The sequence below is a fragment of the Streptomyces sp. NRRL WC-3626 genome (genome assembly GCF_000718785.1).
GTDB classification, from domain to species: domain Bacteria; phylum Actinomycetota; class Actinomycetes; order Streptomycetales; family Streptomycetaceae; genus Streptomyces; species Streptomyces edwardsiae.
Map to the genome: position 1 here is coordinate 277,826 of NZ_JOCA01000002.1, position 20,850 is coordinate 298,675.

21 protein-coding genes and 1 pseudogene are annotated in these 20,850 nt (G+C 66.5%); all 22 read left to right on the forward strand.

Annotation, left to right across the window (positions count from 1 at the left end; genetic code table 11):
- Positions 1 to 18 precede the first annotated feature (18 nt).
- Positions 19 to 822: a CPBP family intramembrane glutamic endopeptidase gene (locus IF28_RS0104005; RefSeq protein ID WP_158713651.1), complete on the forward strand. Its 804-nt coding sequence runs from the start codon at positions 19 to 21 to the stop codon at positions 820 to 822.
- Between the two features lie 182 nt (positions 823 to 1,004).
- Entirely contained in the window at positions 1,005 to 1,397 is a 393-nt protein-coding gene (locus IF28_RS0104015; RefSeq protein ID WP_030213946.1) for a hypothetical protein, read from the forward strand.
- A 1,347-nt stretch (positions 1,398 to 2,744) separates the two neighbouring features.
- On the forward strand, positions 2,745 to 4,565 hold the full coding sequence (locus IF28_RS0104020; protein WP_234324907.1) for a DNA primase family protein: 1,821 nt from the start codon (positions 2,745 to 2,747) through the stop codon (positions 4,563 to 4,565).
- 7 nt (positions 4,566 to 4,572) lie between these two features.
- On the forward strand, positions 4,573 to 4,746 hold the full coding sequence (locus IF28_RS39085; protein ID WP_006378624.1) for a hypothetical protein: 174 nt from the start codon (positions 4,573 to 4,575) through the stop codon (positions 4,744 to 4,746).
- Positions 4,747 to 4,871: 125 nt separating this feature from the next.
- Complete coding sequence (locus IF28_RS0104030) at positions 4,872 to 8,045, forward strand: hypothetical protein (RefSeq protein WP_030213952.1); 3,174 nt, start codon at positions 4,872 to 4,874, stop codon at positions 8,043 to 8,045.
- A gap of 178 nt (positions 8,046 to 8,223) precedes the next feature.
- On the forward strand, positions 8,224 to 8,541 hold the full coding sequence (locus IF28_RS0104035; protein ID WP_006378714.1) for a hypothetical protein: 318 nt from the start codon (positions 8,224 to 8,226) through the stop codon (positions 8,539 to 8,541).
- Entirely contained in the window at positions 8,541 to 8,855 is a 315-nt protein-coding gene (locus IF28_RS0104040) for a VRR-NUC domain-containing protein (protein ID WP_030213954.1), read from the forward strand. Before IF28_RS0104035 ends, IF28_RS0104040 begins: the two co-directional genes overlap by 1 nt.
- The gene (locus tag IF28_RS0104045; protein WP_030213961.1) at positions 8,852 to 9,145 is read left to right on the forward strand and encodes a hypothetical protein; all 294 of its coding nucleotides are present in this window, start codon (positions 8,852 to 8,854) and stop codon (positions 9,143 to 9,145) included. Before IF28_RS0104040 ends, IF28_RS0104045 begins: the two co-directional genes overlap by 4 nt.
- On the forward strand, positions 9,142 to 9,525 hold the full coding sequence (locus IF28_RS0104050; RefSeq protein WP_158713652.1) for a hypothetical protein: 384 nt from the start codon (positions 9,142 to 9,144) through the stop codon (positions 9,523 to 9,525). The genes IF28_RS0104045 and IF28_RS0104050 overlap by 4 nt, the downstream gene beginning before the upstream one ends.
- 226 nt (positions 9,526 to 9,751) lie before the next feature.
- Entirely contained in the window at positions 9,752 to 10,960 is a 1,209-nt protein-coding gene (locus IF28_RS0104055; protein ID WP_030213967.1) for a hypothetical protein, read from the forward strand.
- Between the two features lie 218 nt (positions 10,961 to 11,178).
- A complete protein-coding gene (locus tag IF28_RS0104060) occupies positions 11,179 to 13,047 on the forward strand; it encodes a DEAD/DEAH box helicase (RefSeq protein ID WP_234324909.1) in 1,869 nt (622 codons plus the stop codon).
- A gap of 622 nt (positions 13,048 to 13,669) precedes the next feature.
- A complete protein-coding gene (locus IF28_RS0104065; RefSeq protein WP_030213973.1) occupies positions 13,670 to 14,260 on the forward strand; it encodes a hypothetical protein in 591 nt (196 codons plus the stop codon).
- A 60-nt stretch (positions 14,261 to 14,320) separates the two neighbouring features.
- Entirely contained in the window at positions 14,321 to 14,656 is a 336-nt protein-coding gene (locus tag IF28_RS36080) for a glutaredoxin family protein (RefSeq protein WP_037892481.1), read from the forward strand.
- Positions 14,653 to 15,099 (forward strand): hypothetical protein, encoded by a 447-nt coding sequence (locus IF28_RS0104075; RefSeq protein ID WP_030213976.1) that lies wholly within the window; start codon positions 14,653 to 14,655, stop codon positions 15,097 to 15,099. Before IF28_RS36080 ends, IF28_RS0104075 begins: the two co-directional genes overlap by 4 nt.
- A complete protein-coding gene (locus tag IF28_RS0104080; RefSeq protein ID WP_158713653.1) occupies positions 15,096 to 15,626 on the forward strand; it encodes a hypothetical protein in 531 nt (176 codons plus the stop codon). The genes IF28_RS0104075 and IF28_RS0104080 overlap by 4 nt, the downstream gene beginning before the upstream one ends.
- Positions 15,627 to 15,687: 61 nt before the next feature.
- A complete protein-coding gene (locus IF28_RS0104085) occupies positions 15,688 to 16,242 on the forward strand; it encodes a SufD family Fe-S cluster assembly protein (protein WP_030213982.1) in 555 nt (184 codons plus the stop codon).
- Positions 16,243 to 16,300: 58 nt separating this feature from the next.
- On the forward strand, positions 16,301 to 16,540 hold the full coding sequence (locus IF28_RS0104090) for a hypothetical protein (RefSeq protein ID WP_030213985.1): 240 nt from the start codon (positions 16,301 to 16,303) through the stop codon (positions 16,538 to 16,540).
- A gap of 559 nt (positions 16,541 to 17,099) precedes the next feature.
- Positions 17,100 to 17,468: a hypothetical protein gene (locus tag IF28_RS0104100; protein WP_030213991.1), complete on the forward strand. Its 369-nt coding sequence runs from the start codon at positions 17,100 to 17,102 to the stop codon at positions 17,466 to 17,468.
- Between the two features lie 155 nt (positions 17,469 to 17,623).
- On the forward strand, positions 17,624 to 18,220 hold the full coding sequence (locus IF28_RS0104105) for a hypothetical protein (protein WP_030213993.1): 597 nt from the start codon (positions 17,624 to 17,626) through the stop codon (positions 18,218 to 18,220).
- Positions 18,221 to 18,471: 251 nt separating this feature from the next.
- Positions 18,472 to 18,657, forward strand: a pseudogene (locus tag IF28_RS39720) (AAA family ATPase); the annotation flags it as partial.
- Between the two features lie 195 nt (positions 18,658 to 18,852).
- On the forward strand, positions 18,853 to 19,194 hold the full coding sequence (locus IF28_RS39725; RefSeq protein WP_030213994.1) for a hypothetical protein: 342 nt from the start codon (positions 18,853 to 18,855) through the stop codon (positions 19,192 to 19,194).
- A gap of 217 nt (positions 19,195 to 19,411) precedes the next feature.
- Complete coding sequence (locus IF28_RS0104115; protein ID WP_234324915.1) at positions 19,412 to 20,707, forward strand: replication-associated recombination protein A; 1,296 nt, start codon at positions 19,412 to 19,414, stop codon at positions 20,705 to 20,707.
- Positions 20,708 to 20,850 lie beyond the last annotated feature (143 nt).

Sequence of the window (20,850 nt, forward strand, 5' to 3'; positions counted from 1 at the left end):
CCCGTAGAGGAGGAGACCTTGACGACTTCACCGATCACCTCGCGTCTGATCGGCATCGGGTGGTGCGTCCTCGTGCCGTTCGTCGCCGTCGCGGTCTACCTCGTCCTCGGCACCGTCGCAGTCCTCCTCATCGGAGAGCCGATCGTTGCGACCGCCGTCCTGGGCATGCTTGTTGTCGTCCTGGTCGGTTCGGTGAGGATCCAGCGGCCCCGGTGGCTCGCGCATGCGTCGGCCCCGCGGCCGAGGCCGGAGATCCCACGCTTCGGGTGGCCCGTCCTCGGCTGCGCGGTCCTGGCCTTCCTCGCCGGCCAGTCGCTGGCCTTGTGGATCTACGTCACGGCCGGGTCCGCCGGCTTCGACGCGTCGAACCAGACGAGGCACGCGGCCGGAGCTGTGGCAACTCTTCTGCTCACCCTGGTCGCGGCTCCCGTGGGGGAGGAGGCCCTGTTCCGAGGGCTGATCTACCCGTTGCTGCGCAAGCGGGTGGGCATCCTCGCCTCCACGCTGGTCACCGCCGTGGTGTTCGGCCTGCTGCACGGCAACGCCGTGCAGTTCGCCTCGACCCTGCCACTGGCGGTGCTCCTGGCCCTGGTCTACGAACGCACGCGCGTGCTGTGGCCCTGCGTGCTCCTGCACCTGGGCTTCAACCTCGCTGCCGCCCTTGTCCCGGCACAGGCGTTCGGCGCTCTGGCGAACCCCGTCTCCGCGGTGTTCCTGTGCCTGGCCTTCGCTGGTTGTGCCTTGGGGCTCTACCGGCGGGTCGCCGGCGGGACTGCGACTGGCGCAGTCCGGGGCGCGGGAGGCGAGTCCGCGATGCAGTGAGCGGGGTGACTCAGCCTCTTCTGAAACACGATGGTGCCCTCCGTGCGGGACCTGGCGGCCTTTCAGCCGCCGGTCCTTCGTGCGGAGGGCATGCTCGTGGTGACCGGGGTGATCCGGTCACCGGGGGTGTGACTGAAAGTATCTATTCAGTCATACTCATCAGGAGAGGAGAGGATCTCGTCATGGCTATCGTCAGCACCTGTACGTACGACTCACGAGGAAAGCTCGTCCGTCCCGACGCGCTCGACATCAGCCGTGCGAAGATCCGTCTGGACCTCGACACTGGTGAGAAGCCCACCTTCGAGCACGGTCACACACATGTCTTCGTCGTCTCCGACATGGGCGTCACGGCCGAACAGGCCCGTGAGCGCGTGAACTCTAGGCTGCGCCGGTTCTTCGATCGCGCTGAGGCCGTTCGCGGCTTCCGCAAGATCACGATGGAGAAGAGCCAGAGCACGAACCGGCTCAACCTCAACACCACGATTTCCTACGAGATCCTCTACGTCGTCGAAGCAGACGAGCGATCCCGTAGCCGCAGTCCCGAGTCCTCCAATGCGGGATACCAGCGAGGCTGAAGGCTGGTCACCCCTGGGAGATTCGCGCCATCCACGCCTCGCACTCATCAGCACCATGCAAAGAGGCCGGAGAGCTCCCTTCCCACGGGGATGCTCTCCGGCCTCTCTGTTTCCACGTTCCAGTGCAACATTGATCACCTGGCGTCAACGATAGCAGCTAACGTGTATCACTCGCAATGAGCAGCGAATGCCAGTCAAATGCTCCCTCGCTTCCAGTGGGGCCTCATGGATGAACGGCTCGGACAGAGTTCTGACTCGCGCTCGGAGGACGCGTAAGGAGCCTTTTGTGAGCCTCAGGACGCCGAGGATGTCCAGTCCCGCTGAGGCTCGGCCGCGCCGCCTGGGAGCCGCACGGCGGCTCGGAGTGGAAGTCCGCCTCGACTTGGTCGCCAGGGGGCTGGGCGCATCGAGCTGCCAGCTGTACCACGAGACGTGGTACACACCCGAAAGCAGCGTCTGACCTGGGAAAACACCTGGACCGCAAGGCTCTTTCTCGCATCGGATGTACCACATAGGAGCGCCGACGTGGTACGACGTTTTACCTGGTCGCCCAGCATTTCCCGTCGATGTACCACGAGTACCACGCTTTTTTGACCGTTTACACAGGGGACGCGTTCGGGAGCGGTCCAGGCGGCTCCAGCCCCAGCTCGCCAGTCTGCTCTCTTATCCCCCCTGCGCGTGTATCTAGTCTCTATTTCCTGGTACAAGTGGTACGGGGGGTATATAAACACCTCCTGACCTGGGCAAACACCTGTACCACGTAGAAAGGGCCACGTGGTACACCTTGCTCTTGAACTCCCGGAATTCTCGCTCTGACCTGGGGGAACAGGTGTACCACGTCAAGTGGTACACGCTCGTTTACCCCTAGAGGGTATGCGGGCGTGCGGCTCTCGGGATCCTCCTGGAGAGCGTCCGGTCGATGCTCTGGTGGCAGCTGGCTCGACCGGTCAGAAGAACTCCTCCGAACCTCGACCGCGGGCCGGGCGGCTCACGCCGCCCGCGGGTGCGTGGTCGAGCACGAGAAGCCAGAGCCTCCGTGGGGCATGCGCCCGACGAGTCGCTGGTTCTATGTCCCACCCAGGCGCGCGACGCGTGTGGCGTGGCCGTGGCGGTCGCGCTCTCTCCAGTCCCTGTCGGTGGCCCTTTGGGCCTCCATTAGCCACCATTCGCGGCATCAGTCGACTCTCTTGTTGGATGGTGGCTCAATCGTTGAAAAAGGGCACTCGGATGACGTAGGGTCAAGATCACGTTTCGTTCGATTACGAGTCCAATCGGCTTCCCACTCATCGCCGGCAGGAACTCGATCATGATCGAGAAAGCAGCAACATGACGCCTCCTGATGCCCTCATGTCCGTACCTGCCGCCGGTTCCAACGCCGGACCGCGCACCAACCCCGTCGCCGACGTCCTGGCCAGCGTCATGGGGTACTTCTCTAGCCGCGACGACATGGCTCCGCAGAACGAGATCGTCACCTACGTCACCGCCGCCTACCTCGACCAGATCGACCCGACCGATCCTCCGACGCCTCGCGTGCTGGAGAAGGAGCTGCTGGCGATCGTGGGCGGGGTCGTCAAGGCCGAGAATTTCAAGGCGGCCGTGGCCGCCGAGAAGTACCCCCTGCCGAGATATCTGACGTACTGGCAGGTCGCGCAGATCCTCCTGCGTCTGCACCACGTCATCCGGATCGCGCCCAACGCCAAGGACACCGACCGTGAGTACGACCTGCTGGCGATGTACCAGGCCGCGGGCCGCGCGCGTGGGACGTACACCACCAGCGAGGACGACATCCGCACCACGGCGCGCATGTACAACACCCAGCTGACCCTCAAGGAGTTCGCCGAGGTCCTGGCCGTTTTGCGTGAGGACAGCCCGCGTCGGCACCAGAGCACGAACCGCGACTTCATCGCCGCGCGCAACGGCATCGTCTTCTACGGCACCGAGCCGCTGGACGTCACGATCTTCGGCAAGGACTTCCACTTCGAGCCCAAGCAGGTCCACCCCTTCGACCCCGCCATCGTGCTGCTGACCAAGAACGACGTCGACTACGTGGACGACGCCCCGCGGCAGGTCATCACGCACCCTGAGGACGGAGATTGGGAAGTCGGCGCCTGGATCGAAGAGCTCTTCGACCAGCCCGGTGACGAGGGTCTTGCCGACCTGATCTGGGAGATCATCGGCGCGATCATCCGGCCGCACGTGCGCTGGGGTAAGACCGCCTGGTTCTACTCCGAGCAGGGCAACAACGGTAAGGGCACGCTTTGCGCGCTCATGCGCAACCTCGTCGGCAGCGGCGCGCACACCTCGATTCCGCTCTCGGACTTCGGCAAGGACTTCGCGCTCGAACCGCTGGTGCGCGCCAACGCGATCATCGTCGACGAGAACGATGTCGGCACCTTCATCGACAAGGCGGCCAATCTGAAGGCGATCGTGACCAACGACGTCATCCAGATCAACCGCAAGTACCGGATGCCGATCGCCTACCAGTTCTTCGGCTTCATGGTCCAGTGCCTGAACGAGTTCCCGCGCGTGAAGGACAAGTCCGAGTCGTTCTACCGCCGGCAGCTCTTTGTGCCCTTTACCAAGAGCTTCACCGGAGCCGAGAAGAAGTACATCAAGGACGACTACCTCCAGCGCCGCGAGGTCCTGGAGTACGTCTTCTGGTACGCGGTCAACCGCGCCGGCGCGTCATCTCCGGGTGACTACTACCAGCTCTCAGAGCCGGTGGCCACCAAGGAAGTCCTGGCCGAGTACAAGGAGGTCAACGACCCCGTGCGCGCCTTCTGGGAAGAGTTCCGCGGGCGGCTGGTCTGGGACCTGGCACCGTTCACGTTCCTCTATGACCTGTACAAGGCCTGGTTCGCCGACGTCTCGCCGTCGGGCTCCCCGGTGAGCAACAAGCAGTTCATCACTGACCTCGTGGCGATCGTCCGGCCGGATGCCCTGTGGCACTGCCCGGACAAGAACCGCAAGATCCGGCCCGGCCAGATGATGCACACCCCCGAGGTGCTTATCGCCGAGTACGAGCTGAAGAAGTGGATGCACCCGAGCTACACCGGCAGCGACCCGAAGAAGAAATCCCAGCCGATGCTGCAGGCCAACTACCGCGGCCTGCTCCGGCAGACGGGCCCATCCGCCCCGACCGACGACACCACTGACGAGCAGGACTGATGCACCCATGGCTAAAACGGCTGGCGCACTCGGCGAACTCACCCATGCCGTACTCGAACTCGCCCGCGGCCAAGCCCGCCTGATCACGGCGATGTCCGACGTCGAGCGCGAGCAGTGGATCACCCACCTCATCGTCCGCTCGCAGATCACGGCAGACCCCGTGGAGAGGCCCGGCTCATGAGTGAGGCGTCCCGGCGCATGCATACCCCGCGCCGGCGCTCTCCTCACGACTCCCTCTGAGGCCGCGCGCGCCTCCTCCCCAGACGCCGGCCGTGATGGTCGGACCGACGAAAGGAGATCCCCATCATGACCACACAGCGAACACCCGTCACGGCCTCGAAGGCGCGCTTCACCTTCTACGACATCGAGTCGTTGTCGGACGTCTTCACTCTGTGCGCCTACACCCCGCGGCCGGGCAGAGCCGTCGACGACCTGGAGATCTTCTTCCTTGCCGACAACCAGCAGCTCTCCGACGCCGTGGACCCGCAGGCGCTCTATGAAGCCGTGGTGCGCTCCAACCCGGGCCTGCCCGCGGTGAGCGTCCAGCTGTGGAACCTGCGCGGCGAGCGGGGCAACCTCCGCCTCGCCGAGCTGATGGGCCTCTCGAACGCCGACCAGGTCAACGACCGCAGCGAGGTCTCGTCCTATCCGGCGAGCCTGCGCCCGGTCTGCGACACGGATCCCGAGTACGACCCGCTGAAGCACCCGTTCCTGGCCGGGTACAACTCGCTGAACTACGACATGACCATGCTCGCGCTGTACCTGATGGAGACCTTCCCGGCTCCGCACTCCGGTCGTCTTGTCCAGCCGACCACCGCGCGCGAGATGCGCGAGCACAACGACAAACTGTTCAACGAGCACATCGAGTACATGCCCGGCTACCTCGGCTGGGACGGCCCGGCCGCCAAGATCCGCCGCGCCATGATGCACTCGGGCCGGCACCTGGACGTCGCCCGTCTCAACGAGCTGCAGACCAAGGTGAGCCTCAAGCGCCTGCTCGGGATGCTAGGCCGCCAGATCAAGGAGTCCGACAAGCTCAGCCACGACACCTCGATCGCCGCGATCGAGGATCTCTACGAGCTGCTGGCCTACAACGTCTCCGACTGCCTGGGCCTGGCCCAGCTCTTCCAGCACCCGGCCTACGCCAGCAACTTCGACCTCAAGGCCGGTCTGCTGGCGCAGTACTCCGAGACCGTCTACGCCAAGAACGGCTCGGTGCGCCGGGACCGCCTGACCATCGACTCGTCCTCCGCGAAGTTCGTCGGCCGCATCCTCGCGCCGTACACCTCGCTGAACGACATCGAGGCCGTGTCGTTCCTCTATCCGGCCAAGGAGGTGGCCGAGAAGCAGGGCATCTCCCAGGTCAACGTGCTCGACGAGTGCGTGCGCTTCTTCGAGGACAACGTGGCCCCCGACCCTGCCAAGGACCCATCCGCGACGCCGGCACAGGCGCAGGCGCACCGCCAGTTCATGCAGGTCGTCAACTACTACCGCTCGATCGAGGGACAGAACTTCAACGACTCCGAGGAGTACCGCGACCTGTTCGACCTCCCGGCCAAGTCCTTGCGCGAGCTGCCGAAGACCCCGAACAACGTGCCCTACTTCCACCGTGACGCCTCTCCGTCATCGTGCTTCGCCACGTTCAGCACAGGCGGCATCCACGGAGCCGAGGCAGACATGACAGTCTTCGACGCCGACTCCTTCGAGCACCGAGAACAGGCAGCGATGATCGGCCTCGCCAAGCTCTTCTACCCGGACGCGAAGGACTTCGTCGCCGAGGCCAAGCGCCAGCACAACCTGCTCGCGCTGCCCGACGGGACGACCGTCGACAAACGGCTCGTGCTGCTGGGCTCGGACCCGAAAAGGGTGAAGTACCGCAAGTCGAAGAAGGGCGACCAGGACCAGGCCGAGCAGCTCGCGCGTGCGCAGGCCCAAGTGCCGGATCCGGCCCAGCTGCTGGACACGCAGCGCCCGGACACCGAGGCGATGCACGTGCGCCTGGCCGACGGGACCGTGCTCGACGGCAAGATAGTCCTGGCCGTCACCTCGGCGGTCAAGGCCGTCTATCGCGATGAGCCGGCGAAGAAGGCCCCCACGCTGTTCACTGCGAAGGCCGACAAATCCACCAAGCTGCACCCGAAGTTCGCACGGACCTCGGCAGGCCTCGTCATCCATGAGGACTTCACGAGCTACTACCCGAACCTGCTGCGCAACATGAGGGCGTTCTACAACCCCGAGCTGGGCGCGGACCGCTACACGACGATCTTCTTCGAGAAGGAGCGCCTGGGCTTCGAGATGAAGAAGCCGGGTATCTCCTCCGAGGAGAAGGCCCGGCTCACGACCCTGCGCAACGGCACCAAGCTGATCCTCAACTCGGCCTCTGGAGCTGCTGACGCCGCGCACCGGACCCCGATCAGGATGAACAACCGCACCATCTCGATGCGGATCATCGGCCAGCTGTTCAGCTGGCGGATCGGGCAGGCCCAGACGCTGGCCGGTGCGCGGATCATCTCGACGAACACCGACGGCCTCTACTCCGTCGTCGGCGGCGAGAACGGCTTCGATGAGACCACCAACAACCGGGTGCTCGCCGAGCAGCAGGCCGCCATCGGCATCGACATCGAACCGGAGCTGATGTTCCTCATCAGCAAGGACTCGAACAACCGGCTCGAGCTGGAGTCGCCCAGTGAGGACCGGAGCGTCGCCGACAGCCCGATCATCACCGCCTCCGGCGGGACGCTGGCCTGCCACGCGGGTCCTACCCCGACGAAGTCGCTGGCCCACCCGGCCGTGATCGACTTCGCCCTGGCCCGCTACCTGCAGACCGTCGCCAGCAGGGGAGAGGAGGCTCTCGCCGAGCCGTTCGATCCTGTGCTGGGCCGGAAGATGATCGAGGAGGCGATCGACCCGGCCGATCCCGTGCGGACGCTGCTGCTGTTCCAGAACGTCCTCGCCGCCTCGCGCGGATCAATCACCTACCCGTTCGCCGCCGACCCGGTCAGCGCCGCGCCCGACCGTGACGACAACGAGGACGCCGATGCGCAGCTGGTGAACCCGCGGGCCCTGCAGATGGTCAACCGGGTCTTCATCGTCCACGACGGCACTGATGGTGCCGTGAGCCTGCACAACGCCGGCGCATGGAAGGTGAACCCGGCCAGCCAGGGCAAGCGCCGCGAGTCCGGCAGCGCCGGGGTGCGACGTGACCCGATCGCGCTGGAGATCCTGCGCCACCACGGGTGGGCGAAGAACCGCAGCGAGGCCAGCATCTCCGACGGCCTCACGCTGCTGCCCGATAACCAGGACGTCGTGATCCGCCGGATCAACGGCATCGACCCGCACTGGTCGGTGATCGTCGTCAACGACGACCTCCGCGCGCTGCCGGCCGCCCGAGTCGAGCAGCTCATCGGGGCGCTCGATCTCGGCATCTACACCCGAATGCTCGACGAGACGTTCACCAAGAACTGGAAGAACGCCGCCTGATCAGCTCCCCGCTCCACCATCGGACCGCAGGGTGCCGGGCCGTGCCGACACGACGCTGCTCGGGGCCCGATTCGAATTTCGGATGAAGGCGAGTCTTGCTCGCCATGGCAAGAGAATCGAGAGACGTCATGTTCCAGACCACACTTCCCGTCCGCACCGTTGAGGGGGGCGACGAGTTGTGAGTGCCGCGACCGACACCTCCGCCGAGGACGACGACGCCCAGGTCCAGCAGGAAAAGAACACGACCCGCGAGGGCATCCTGGTCTGCCCGGGTCAGATCTGGGAGGACCTCGACACCCGGCAGAACCAGCGCCGCGTCGTCGTCGAGTTCGTCAAAAACGGCAGGGCCCGGGTCCGGGCCCACTACGGCACGAGGCGCTCGACCATCAGCGTCTCCCGGATGCACAAGCACTCCTCGGGCTTCCGCCTCGTCGATCCCAGTGAGCTGAAGTACGGCGTGCCGACGGTCTCCTCGGACGAGACGGCACAGCGCTGATGGCTCGCACGCGAGAGAGCACCATCGAGGACTATCTCCTCAGCCAGTGCCGGGCGCACGGCTTCCTGTGCCTGAAATTCGTCTCACCAGCCCGCGGGGGAGTGCCCGACCGGATCGTCGTCGCCCCCCGCGGCACCGTGTTCGTCGAGGTCAAACGCCCCGGCGGCCAGCTGCGGAAGCTGCAACAGCTCACGCACGCCAAGCTGCGCCGCCACGGCGCCGAGGTTCACGTCGTCGACGACAAGCCGAGCGTCGACGTCTTCATCGCGCACCTCCTCAAGACCTCATCCGACCAACAGGGAGCAGCACCATGACCCACACATACATAGCCGCGGCCCGGCAACCGCAGTATGAGACCAAAGACTCCGGCCAGCGCGACGAGTTCTCCTCCGGGATGCTGCGCGAGCCCGACACCGTCTTCATCAGCCTGTACGTCGTCGGCTACGCCACCACCGTGATCGGCCTGGTAAATGGGCACATGGCGCAGATCAACGCGCAGACGGACGTCGCGCAGACGTGGTGGGCCCGCAAGCAGGGCCGCGAGAGGTGCAGCGTCCACGACGCCAACCGGCGCACGGCCCGCTGCTCGGGGCGTGCCGCATGAGCACTCGCGATCGGATCATCAATCACCCCGGAGTGCTCGCCACTGCCGACGCAGAGATCGTCGAACTGCTGGATGCGTACCGCACTGAGGTCATCCAGAAGTGCATCGGCCGACTCCGTGCCATCCCGGTCACCTGTACCGCCCTCACCGGACCCATCTGGTACGGCACTGGCTGGAACGACGCGATCACCCAGCTCGAGGAGATCGCCGACTACCAGACGCCAGACGACGAGGCCTACGTCGGCGAACTCGAACTGCTACGCGCCCTCGCCCTCAACGTGCGTGCCGCCGCCCGCCGAGGCGACCTCAGCCACGTCCAGCAGCTCAGCCACCAGCATCACCAGGCTGACAAGGACGCCCGCAACAAGGTGCGGCAGTAGAACCCCACCGTCATCAACACCGCACTGAACGAGCAGGACGGACAGGTTGGCGCAGTCGAGCAGCCTGACGACCCGGTGGCAGTGCTGCAACGCGTGCGCGAAGCCCTCGGGCCCGACCCGCGCGTCCGCAACCTTCCCGCCCTGAGCACCTCGAACTGACCATCCGCTCGCCCCGAGTCGGCGCACCCGCCCGCGCCGGCCCGACTTCCACCACCAGAGGAGACCCATGAACAGCCCGGTCCTGCAGGCGTTCCCGGCATTCCGGCTGCGCCCGCCCGCCGACGGCTCCGCATCGGCCGAAGTCGTCGACGCCAACGACTTAGTCGTGGGCCAGGTCGACGCCGCCGGCGGCGCCTACCGCGGCCGCGTCGGAACGGATGTCGGCCCCCGGCGCACGGACGCTCCGCGGGCGGCCGAGGACGTCGGGGTCTTCCATATCGCCCTGCACGCCACGGCCGACGCAGAGCACCAGCCGTACTCCAGTGTCTTCGAGGCCCGGGCCGCGCTCTCCCCCATTCCGCTCCAGCGCCAGGAGATCGTCGACTCCGCCGCCCGCGCCTACTTCTTCCACGCCCTGCGCCAGCCGCACGTGGCCGCGATCCTCGACGGCCTGGAGGCCATCGTGCGGGAGCACGACGCGTCCGGTACCCGCGGCGGATGCCTGCGCGTCGTCCGCCTCCTGGACCAGGTCCGTGAACCCGCCCGGGCCCTGCTCTCCGACGCCACCGGCGACGAACGTGAATGGATGGCCTTCCCCCTCGCCCGCCTGCTGGCCTTCACCGAACTGGTCACCGCCCGCCTCGGCGCCACCGCGTCGAAGCCGCCCTCCGACCTCGACGGCCCCTTCCCCGACCCTCACACCGCCGACCGGGCACTCGCCACCGCCTTCCGCACCTACCGCGACGTCCAGGCCGGCGTCCGCGCTCTCCCCTCCCTGCCGACCAGCGCCCTCCACACGCTCGGAGCGCTCGACGCAGCAGCGGCCCAGCTTCCCAGCGGTCCCTGCGCGAAGAACCGGGCCGACTGCCGAGCAGCCGCCTCCGCCCTGGACGAACTGGCCGCCGCGGCCCGCAACGTCGAAGCCTCCGCCACTGCGGCCGAGGTCCGCACCCTGGCCCTGGAACTGTCTGCCATCGCCACCGACACCAGCGCCCGGCTGGAGGCCACGGCCCTGCTGCTCGAGGACGCCAGCCGCCACGGCAGCGTCCGCACGATCCTCACCACCCTCCACGACGCCGAGCTGGGCCCCGAGACCGACGCCGGCACCCGTTCCCTCCTCGTGGACGACAGCGAGGCCGGCCCGATCCGGCGTACGGACAACGGCCGCTGGACCGGACCCGGCATCACCGACCCCTACCGCTCCCCCGAGGGCGCCGCGGCAGCACTCATCAACACCTTCCGCGACCGGCAGGCCACCGACCGCACCCGCGCCTGAGGGCGTCCCCGACCGCCCCCTGGAGCCAACGCGCGTCACGCGGCTCGAAGCGAGGGTCGACACGAGCTGGAGACCGAGGGCGCGCAGTAAAGGTCTCGACCCCGCGCAGTGCGACGGGGGGGCTCGACCCCTCGCACCAGAGAGCCGACGAGGCCCATGCCCGACTCGCCCTCATTCAAAAGGCCTTCCATGCCTGACCACTCACTCGAAGAGAAGGGATGACCAGCGACATGACTACGGCTACTGCTCCGTCCCCGATCTCGCTGATGCCGCATCAGCAGCAGATCCACGACTTCCTCGTTGACCATCCCTTCGCCGGCGCGTGGCTCGGCGTTGGGGCCGGCAAGACGCTCACGACCCTCAGTGTCCTGCAGACGATCCGCCCGATGGGTCACATCCTCGTCATAGCGCCCGTGGCGATCGCCCGCTCCACCTGGATCGACGAGATCGAGAAGTGGGGCTTCCCCATCCGGACGAAGTCGCTCATCGTCGACGAGAACGACAGGAAGCTCTCCAAGGCCAAGCGCCTGAGGCGCTTCCAGGAAGTCGCCACAGATCCGCCGACGATGTACTTCATCAACCAGGAGCTGCTGACTCAGCCGTCCCAGGAGACGAAGCTGATCACGCCAGTGCCGGGCGCAGTGCCTGCCCCGACCGTCTCACCGGAGGCGACGGCGATCCTGGGTCTGTTCCAGGTACGCGGGCCACTGGGCCGAGACGAGCTGATCGACGAGTACCGTGCTCTGGTCGCCGGCAACGCCAACAACCGGGTCCCCGCCAAGGCCAAGATCCGCGCCTGGATTCAGGAGTTGCTCAAGTCGGCCCTGGTGGCGTGGGAAGCCTATGACTGCCGAACCTGTTCCGGCGCAGGCTGCGCTCAGTGCCGCTTCGGTCTGGTCGACCAGCTGCCGGTCCAGAACATCAACGGCCAGAACACCATCATCTGGCCCTTCCAGACGGTCATCATCGACGAGTCCCAGGGTTTCAAGTCGCACGACTCGCAGCGCTTCCTGGCCCTGGCGACGGTGCGGCCGGCCATGAACCGACTCATCGAGCTGACGGGAACGCCCAGCCCTAACGGTCTCCACGACTTGTGGAGCCAGGTCTACCTGCTCGACCAGGGCCAGACGCTAGGTCAGAACATCACCGCGTACCGCAACCGCTGGTTCACGCCGAAGATGGTGCCCGGCACCACGACGCCGGCGAAATGGATCCCCACGGCAAACGCCGAGGCTGAGATCCATCAGGCCATCTCGCACCTGGTGATGAGCGCGCAGAACACGAGCCTGCAGCTCCCGGCGCTCAGCATCCAGGACGTTAATGTCACGCTCCCGCCGGATCTGCTCCAGGCCTACAAGGACTTCAAGCGCGACCTGGTCCTGGACATCGTGCAGACCTACACCGACGACGACGGGAAGCTGACGCAGAGCGTCGAATCGATCGTTGCCGCGAACCAGGCGGTGCTGACGAGCAAGCTGATGCAGTTCGCCTCGGGCACGCTCTACACCGCGGATCCTGACGACCCGACCACGAAGGGCCGCTACGAGGTCATCCACGACAAGAAGATCGAGATGACCGAGTACCTGGTGCGGAACAACGGCGGCGAGCCCGTGCTCATCGCCTATCACTTCAAGTCCGACAAGGAACAGCTGCTCACGCGGCTCCGGAAGGCCGGCATCGACGCGCAGGCCTTCGACGGCTCGCGCGACATGGTCCGCCGGTGGAATGCCAAGCAGATCCCGGTGATGCTGCTCCACCCCGCCGCCGCGGGGCACGGCCTGAACCTGCAGCACGGTGGCTCGACACTGATCTGGTACACGCTGCCCTTCTCGCTCGAGCACTACCTGCAGACCAACGGCCGGCTCTTCCGCACGGGCCAGACGAAGCCGGTGACAATCCATCGGCTCATTGCCAAGGGTACGCAGGACGAGCGGATGCCCTCGGTGCTCGCCGGCAAGCAGCAGGTCCAGGACGACCTCATCCAGGCCGTGTCCGGGGACTTCAACGCCGAGCAGGCACTCCTCGCTGCCCTGGAAGAAGAGATCCGCGAGGACCTCAACGACCTCTGGGCCTCCGAGCGGGTCTGACCCGCACCCATCCGACGATAGCCCGGTTGTGATCCCACAGCTGGGCTGTCGCTTCGGCGACCGCTCACCGACACGCATGATCAAGAAGAGGACTCCTTCATGGAGAAGATCACCGACCTCCGGTAGAGCAAGAACTTCGCGTCACGTTTCGATGGGTGACAGCGTGATCCCCTCGGCTTCGCGTCCTACGGGCGCTGGGCTCGGCGGTCCGGGTCGGCATAGCCGACCCAGGTGCGGGATTGATACCGGAACAGGCCGGGTGTTCGTGCACCCGGCCTGTTCCCTTCTTGTCCATCGACGTCTCGGCAGTGGCATTTCCGAGTCCCGGTGATGCACCGAACAAGACGCGTTGCAGCCACCGGCCAGACGCGAGGGCGACGCTGATCGCCGATGCCCCGGGCAAGACACCGATGAGGCCCCTCAGTGCACCAGCTGGGACACGCATCGGCCGCCAACCGGACACCAAGGAGGCTCGACTGATGCAGGCCTACAGCGGCACCACCCGCCAGACCTACCCCTCGTGGGAAGACCGGCTGGCGACCGTACATCGCGCGTCTGAGCCACCACCTCGCCGGCTGACCCAGGCACACCCTCCTGACCGGCCTCTGAAAGGACCGCAATCATGCCCTTCGAGATCTATCGCCCTGACCTGGGACAGCCGCGGCGAAAGCAGGGACCAGCGAAGCTCACCGTGCTCCACAGCGAGAACGGACGCTCGCAGATCACCCTGTCCGCGGGCACGCGGGACTGGCTCCGTCCCACGCCAGGCGACGACAGTGCTCGCTGGCCGGGCAACGTGCCAACGATGAAGCTCGTCGTCCTTGTGGACCGGGACGCCCGCAAGCTCATGCTGCAGCGTTGCGCCGACAACGAGACCGGTGAGCACGTCTACGAAGTCCGTGGGCTCAACTCCAGCGGAACCGCATACATCACCGGGTGGAAGTTCGACGAAGCACTCGACATCGAGGCCGGCCACTACTTCTGTGAGCTGATCCCTGACATGGCCGACGGCAGCGGCGGCACCGCACGCGCCGTCACCATCTCCATGGACGCCGGCGTGCCGCCGAAGAAGAGGAGGACCTCCGCCCAGCGCACTCATGTGCAGCAGCATGCTGCCGGTTCTCCCGCTGAATCGACGACGGAGATCGACCAGCAGCGCATCGACGAGATCCGCACTGTGCTCGACGAGGGCGTCACCGTCGTCGCGCCCTAGCTGCGCACCGCGCCTCCACACAGCCGCAGTCCCTCCCACACGAGCCAGAAAGGCATTCGCATGCCTCCCGTCAACAGCATGGACCTCCCGCGGACCATGCGTGTTCTGCCGACGATCACGATCTACGGCCCGCACGACTGCCCGAACTGCGATAAAGCCATACAGCTCTTCGACGGCAAAGGCATCGCCTACACGAAGGTCGACCTTGAGCCGGGCGACGAGAACCACCGCCACGTCACTGAGAAGCTCGGCTACCAGCAGACCCCGGTGATCACCGTCAAGTTGGAGGGTCAGCGGACCGTCCACTGGGGCGGGCACCGCATGGACGTGCTCATGGCCCTCGGCAGGCTCTGTGCCGAGGGCGTGGCGTCCGACCACAAAGAGGCTTCGCGATGACGGCCACCGAACCCACCATCAGCATCGAGCTGACCGAACGCCAGCAGAGCGTCGCCCTCGACGCGTTGTACGACAAATCCGCCGAGACCGACCGGTACCTCAGCTCCTACCGGGACACCGAGAAACCCGGACCGCTCGACAGTTGCTGCGCGGCGCACCTCGCCCGCTTCGAGGAACGCAGCGCCCAGCGCGCGGACTTGCTTGAGCGCAAGCGACATGTCCGCAGCGCCATCAGCATCGTCGACGGGGCTGTGCCTGCTGTCTGGGACAACGCAGTACCGCGGGCCCTCGCGGACGCCTTGCGCGACCGCGAGGACGACCGGTCCGTGCAGGCAGCCGAGTGGCTGGCCGAGCACGAGAACGACGACGAGCTCTGGAGCCTCATCGGTAGCCTGCTCGATCGGATCACGGAATTTGCAGATCCGGATGGAGGTCCGTCATGAGCATCGATGCCCGCACATCCAAATCGAGCCGGCGCATGTTCCATAACACCGACCGACCCAAACCCGGTGACTACGTCATCGTCGCCGAGCCCAGCATCGACAAGGGTCACGAGTCCTACGCGTCCCTGGCGATCGGCCGGGTGACCCGGCTCGCCGACGACGGTGAACCGCTGATCGTCTACGTCGGCAGCACCGACGATACCAAGGTGACCTTCGGCGAAGCACTGGTCATCCCGCAGGCCGTGTTCGAACAGCTCACTGGGTGCGAAGAGATCTCCCTCCCCGACGCGGAACCGGACTCCGTCCACGACTACTTCGATCGTCCACTTCGCGCCGGCGACTCGGTGCTGATCCCGGAAGGAGCGACGGCGGACCGCATCGCGGCGAGGTCGCTCTCGATCACCGATGGCATCGCCGGGCGCACCGACACCATCGTCAGGATCGGCACCGACGGTCTCGTGGCCTTGCTCTCGCCCGGCGCTGGCGACTTCCCCGCGGATCTGCTGATCCGCACCAACGAACGTTGACAGGCAGGCACCCCATGACCCACCTGACCGAGGCTGCCCCGCACATTCGTCTCTCGTCGCCATGAAGGAGCACGCCGACTCCATCGGCGCTGAGCCGTCGATGTACTTCCCCGAGCAGGACGGCAAGGCCGTCCCGGAGGAGGGCGCGTGGATCATCGTGGTCGAGGAGCCGATGACCGAGCTTCGCTTGAGGTTCCGCGTCCCCGAGCTGTCGATGTGGCGTGCCCGTCCGCACCAGCTGAACTCCGGCGCGATCACCGTCGGCCACGGCAAGCAGGCCGCCAAGGTGTACCCCAAACAGGCGGTCATCGCCACGCCCCGGGGAGACCTGCACCTGTGGCCGCACGAGTACGTCGTCGCCGACCGCCCAATGGAGCTCGCGTCGGATCCCGAAGCGACCCTCAACTCGCTCGGAGGGCAGCCAGTGCTCGACGAAGGGGAGCTGTTCTACCTCATGAGCCGCGGCATCCCGCGCCACGAGGCCGTGATGCTTCTGTTCGACAGGGTGACCTCGCTCGACTTCGTCTACGTGACGTTTCCCAAGGAGGTCACTGACGTCCTCGCCGGCGCAGGGCGGAGCCTGCGCCGGCACATGACACTGAACCCCCGCGCCTAGCTCCACCATCACGCGCAGCATCCAACCCACATCACGCCCTTCGAGGAGGGACTGACTCATGGCCCGCACGCAGACGATCACGAAGTACCAGGTCGACCACTGGAAGAACACGCTGGAACAGATGCTCGAAGAAGGCAACTTCAGGCAGGACGGCCGGCCGCTGAGCCCCGCCGGCATCGCGGAGCGCAAGCAGGAGGTCGCGATGCTCCGAGGGCTGAACACCCTTCGCGTGGGCCAGGTCGTCGACCTGGACACCGTGCAGCCCATCCACGAGGACACCAACAACGCCGGAAGCTAGACCCAGGTCGCCTTCGATCCGAACAACGACGTGCACTTCGCCTCGGAGATGTCTCTGACCGCCGCCCAGGCAGTCGGCATGTTCCAGGGCATCGGAGAAGCAGACCAGCGCTGCGCCCAGACCCATGAACGCTCCGACCTCCGAGTCAGCATCCGTGCCGCCCTGGCGAACCGTGAGCACCAGGTCATCGTTTTCCTGGGTCCCAACGAGGTGGCCGTCGGATCCACTGGCCACTTCTCGCCCAGTGGCCACAGCGCTACCCGTCGGCCCTACGACTGGATCCCCCCCACGACGTCAGCTTCACGCCGCCCGACGGCGAGGTCTTCACCTCGCACCACGGGCCGGCCAACGACGAGAAGCTCGTCGAACTGCTCGTCGCGGCGCTCGTCACCGAGTGCAGCACACCTGGGGAGAGCGACCTCCCGCACGGACTGTGCGGCGACAAGGCCGATCATCAGCCGCACTCGTACATCAGCGGATCGCTGGGTGAGTTCCGGCTACCGTACGCGCCCGAGATCCAGCAGAGACCACACCCCGACACGAAGGAGCAGACTCGACCATGAGCATCCGCATCGACACCCTCGCCATGACCGTCCGCGACTCGGTGACGGATGCCGACGCCACCCGGGAAGACTGGATCCGGGCTATCAACCTTGCCTTCGACCAAGGCTCCGCCCCCGCCGAGCTCGACCCAACAACGGAGCGCGACACCGCGTGGCTCGTGAGCTGGGAGATCGACGCCGAAGGAGGCTCGGCTCTCGGAGCCGCGCGCCAGGTCTGGGCGGACATCTTCGGCCGCGACGGTGCCACGGACGGGGACACCTGTGTCTTTACCGTCGTTGACAAGGCGACGGGCCAGTCCGTGGTGATCGACCTTAGTGACTACGAGGGCCGCGACGCCAAGAGTCAGGTCGCCGAACCGCTCTGAAGCACAAGCGTTGGGCCGGCACTGCCGGCTCGGGGGCGAAAGAAACACCCGCCTGCCGGTGGGGCCGTGCTGGAACGACCAGCCCAGCTCCACCGGCAGATTCGTTGCTGGCCCCAGCCATCTGCCGTACCCAACAAGCTCAAGGAGCAGCGCTCATGACCGATCACCACTGGGACAACCCAATCACCTGCGAGTCCGTCGGCGCGCAGCCACCCGAACACCCGAATGGGGAAAACACCGTGTCCAGTACCGCGATTCCCGAGAAGCTCATACGCGCCGTCACCGACGCCTACCTGATGGCCCTCAGGCAGGGGGATCTTCACGCAGCGCTCGGACTCATGACGCAACTGGCCAACACGTACGGTCTGGTAGCCGTCCGCGGCCTCGCCGCCGAGCTCGCCATGAACCTTCACACCCACTGCCCGTCACGCTTCCGTACTGCCTTCGGCGGCGCGAACCTCTCCGCTCTCGCCCCCGCGGTGGACGACGACGCGCTCACCACCATCGATGTCGCCTCCAAGACCAACCGCCTCATGGGGCGCGGGCAGGTCACAGCTGCCGACTTGGAGGACACCGAAGTCCAGATGCGCGTCACGGAAACCGTCCGCCACGTCGTTCAGGCGGCACTCAATGCCGCTGCTGGGCAAAGCAGTTCGGCTGTGGCCTCTCAGCTGGGCGCGCTGACCACACCCCGCGAGTTGTCTGCGGCCGTGGCCCTGCTCACCAACGGGTTCCGCGCCGTGCTGCCGTAGGCGCACGGCATGAGCCCCCGTGTCTGCCGCAAGGGCCATGGCCGCCCGATCCCGTTCGACTGCAAGTCCGGCGCCGGACACCCAGGAACGTGCAGCCCCTTCACCCACCGGCCCCACCCACCCGAGAACGCTGACGATCACGCTGCGCTCCTCGCTATGAGCAGGGAACGCCCGGACGCCAGCGCGAGTGCACGGGCACGCTCGGCCCCTGATTTCGCTTCACCTTCATGACGGACCTGGAGTGTCCTTGCATGCCCGCATTCCTGGAGCAGCCGACGTCGCTCGACCAGATCGTCGGACAGGCGCACCTCGTCTTCCCGGGCTCGCCGCTCGAACTGCTCGTGTCCGGCCGCGGCGCGACCTCAGTGCTCCTGTATGGCCCGCCCGGATGCGGCAAGACCACCATCGCCAGCATCGTCGCGCACCAAACGGGCCGCCGCTTCGTCCTGCGCGCTCTACACGGGTCCCGACGTCGGTGCGGAGCGGGCGGCACAGCCGCCCCGGACGACAGCATGAGATGCCGAGAAGCTCTGGAGGACCCGTGTTCCCCAGGGCTTCCGCATTCCTGCGACCCACCACGAGCACCACGAAGCACTGGACGTGCCAACACACGACAGAGGAGTGACAGCACAGTGCAGGACTTTACCGCCGGCAGGCACCGTAGGAGCCCCAAGCCGAACCCGGCAAATCAGAACGTCACGTTCACCGGGCTGGACGTCGATACCTACGACCCGAATGTGGCGGCCCTCAAGAAATCCATCGCTGGGAACCTCGCCCCGATGGGCGTAAACGGCATCACCTTCGCCGAGCCTGGTGAAATCACCGATGCCCGCAACCAGATCCAAGGGCGAGAAGACGCCTACATGCACGTGAGCGACGGCACATTCCATGGTTGCCTGTGCGGCTACACCGTGCAGCGCGACGCACCATCCGGAGCACCCGAGTGCCCCGTCTGCGCACTTCTGGACGCCTGAACGACGCAGCCGCCGCGATGGCCGGCAGGAGACCGACGTGCCCTCCAATTGCCGCCGAGCTCCAGATCTCCGACAAGACCGTGTACCGGGTGCTCAACAAGCTCCGCACGCAGGAAAAGGAGCCAGCGCAGGCCGCGCCGGCTGATCCCGATCCAGCCGGCCGACCAGACGCAAGAGGAGGCTCCCTCCCGTCCGACCATCGACGAAAGGGGCCATCGTGTCCTCCAGCCGCCAGCCGCTGGCCGCCCGCATGCGGCCCACCTCGCTCGACCAGATGGTGGGCCAGGAGCACCTGATCTTCCCCGGCTCACCGCTGGAGCTGCTCGCCGGCGGACAGGGGGCCACCTCGGTCCTACTCTGGGGCCCGCCCGGGTCGGGCAAGACCACGGTCGCCAGCGCTATCGCGCATCAGACCAGCCGGTGCTTCGTCGAACTCTCGGCCACGTCCGCGGGCGTCGCCGACGTGCGCAAGACGCTGGCTGCTGCTCAGAAGACGCTGGACGCTGGCGAGCAGACGCTGGTGTTCATCGACGAGATCCACCGCTTCTCGAAGGCCCAGCAGGATGTGCTCCTGCCCGCCGTCGAGGCCGGGCTGATCTCACTCATCGGGGCGACGACCGAGAATCCGAGCTTCGCGGTCAACGCTGCGCTCGTCTCACGCTCGATCCTCATGGTGCTGCGACCCCTGGAGAGCCGCGACATCGTCGCACTCCTGGCGCGGGCGCTCGATGACGACCCGCAACTCAGCGCGACCGGAATCGGCGTCGAGGACGCTGCACTCGATGCGATCGCCGACCTCTCCAGCGGCGACGTCCGCCAGGCGTTGAACCGTCTGGAGACCGCTGTCGCCACGGCGCAGGCCGCCGGTAAGAGCACCATCAACCGTGAGGTGTTGGAGCAGATCACCGGATCCGTGCTGCAGCGCTACGACCGCGACCAGCACTACGACGTCATCTCGGCGTTCATCAAGTCGCTTCGCGGCTCGGATCCCGACGCTGCCCTGCACTGGCTGGCCCGGATGCTCGAGGCAGGGGAGGACCCGCGGTTCATCGCTCGCCGGCTGATCGTGCACGCCAGCGAGGACGTCGGCATGGCTGATCCGTCGGTGCTCTCCATCGCAGTGGCCGCCGCGCAGGCGGTCCAGCTGATCGGCATGCCCGAAGCCCGGATCAACCTCGCCCAGGCGACGGTCGCGATCGCCACGGCTCCCAAGTCGCCGGCAATCGTCCGCGGTATCGACCAGGCGCTCGGAGATGTGCGGCGTGGCCGCACCGGGGAGGTCCCGGTGCATCTGCGCGATGCGCACTACCCGGGAGCCAAGGCCCTCGGCCACGGCCAGGGATACCTGTACCCGCACGACTTCGAGCACGGCGTCGTCACCCAGCAGTACCTACCTGACCGAGCGCTCGGCACGCAGTACTACGTGCCGACATCTAACGGCTTCGAACAAACCATCAGCCAGCGGCTGAGCGCTATCCGTAGCCTCACCGCGACCCAGGAGAACAGACCATGACCTACACCACTGTTGACCCGCCCCCTCGTCACCGAGGACGACCTCACCGTCCAGTACGACGAGACCCGGTCGTCCCTGCCCCGGCGCCCCCGGCTGAGGCCCGCTGCTGTCGGTGGATCCGTTCGACGCACTGACGGCGTCGC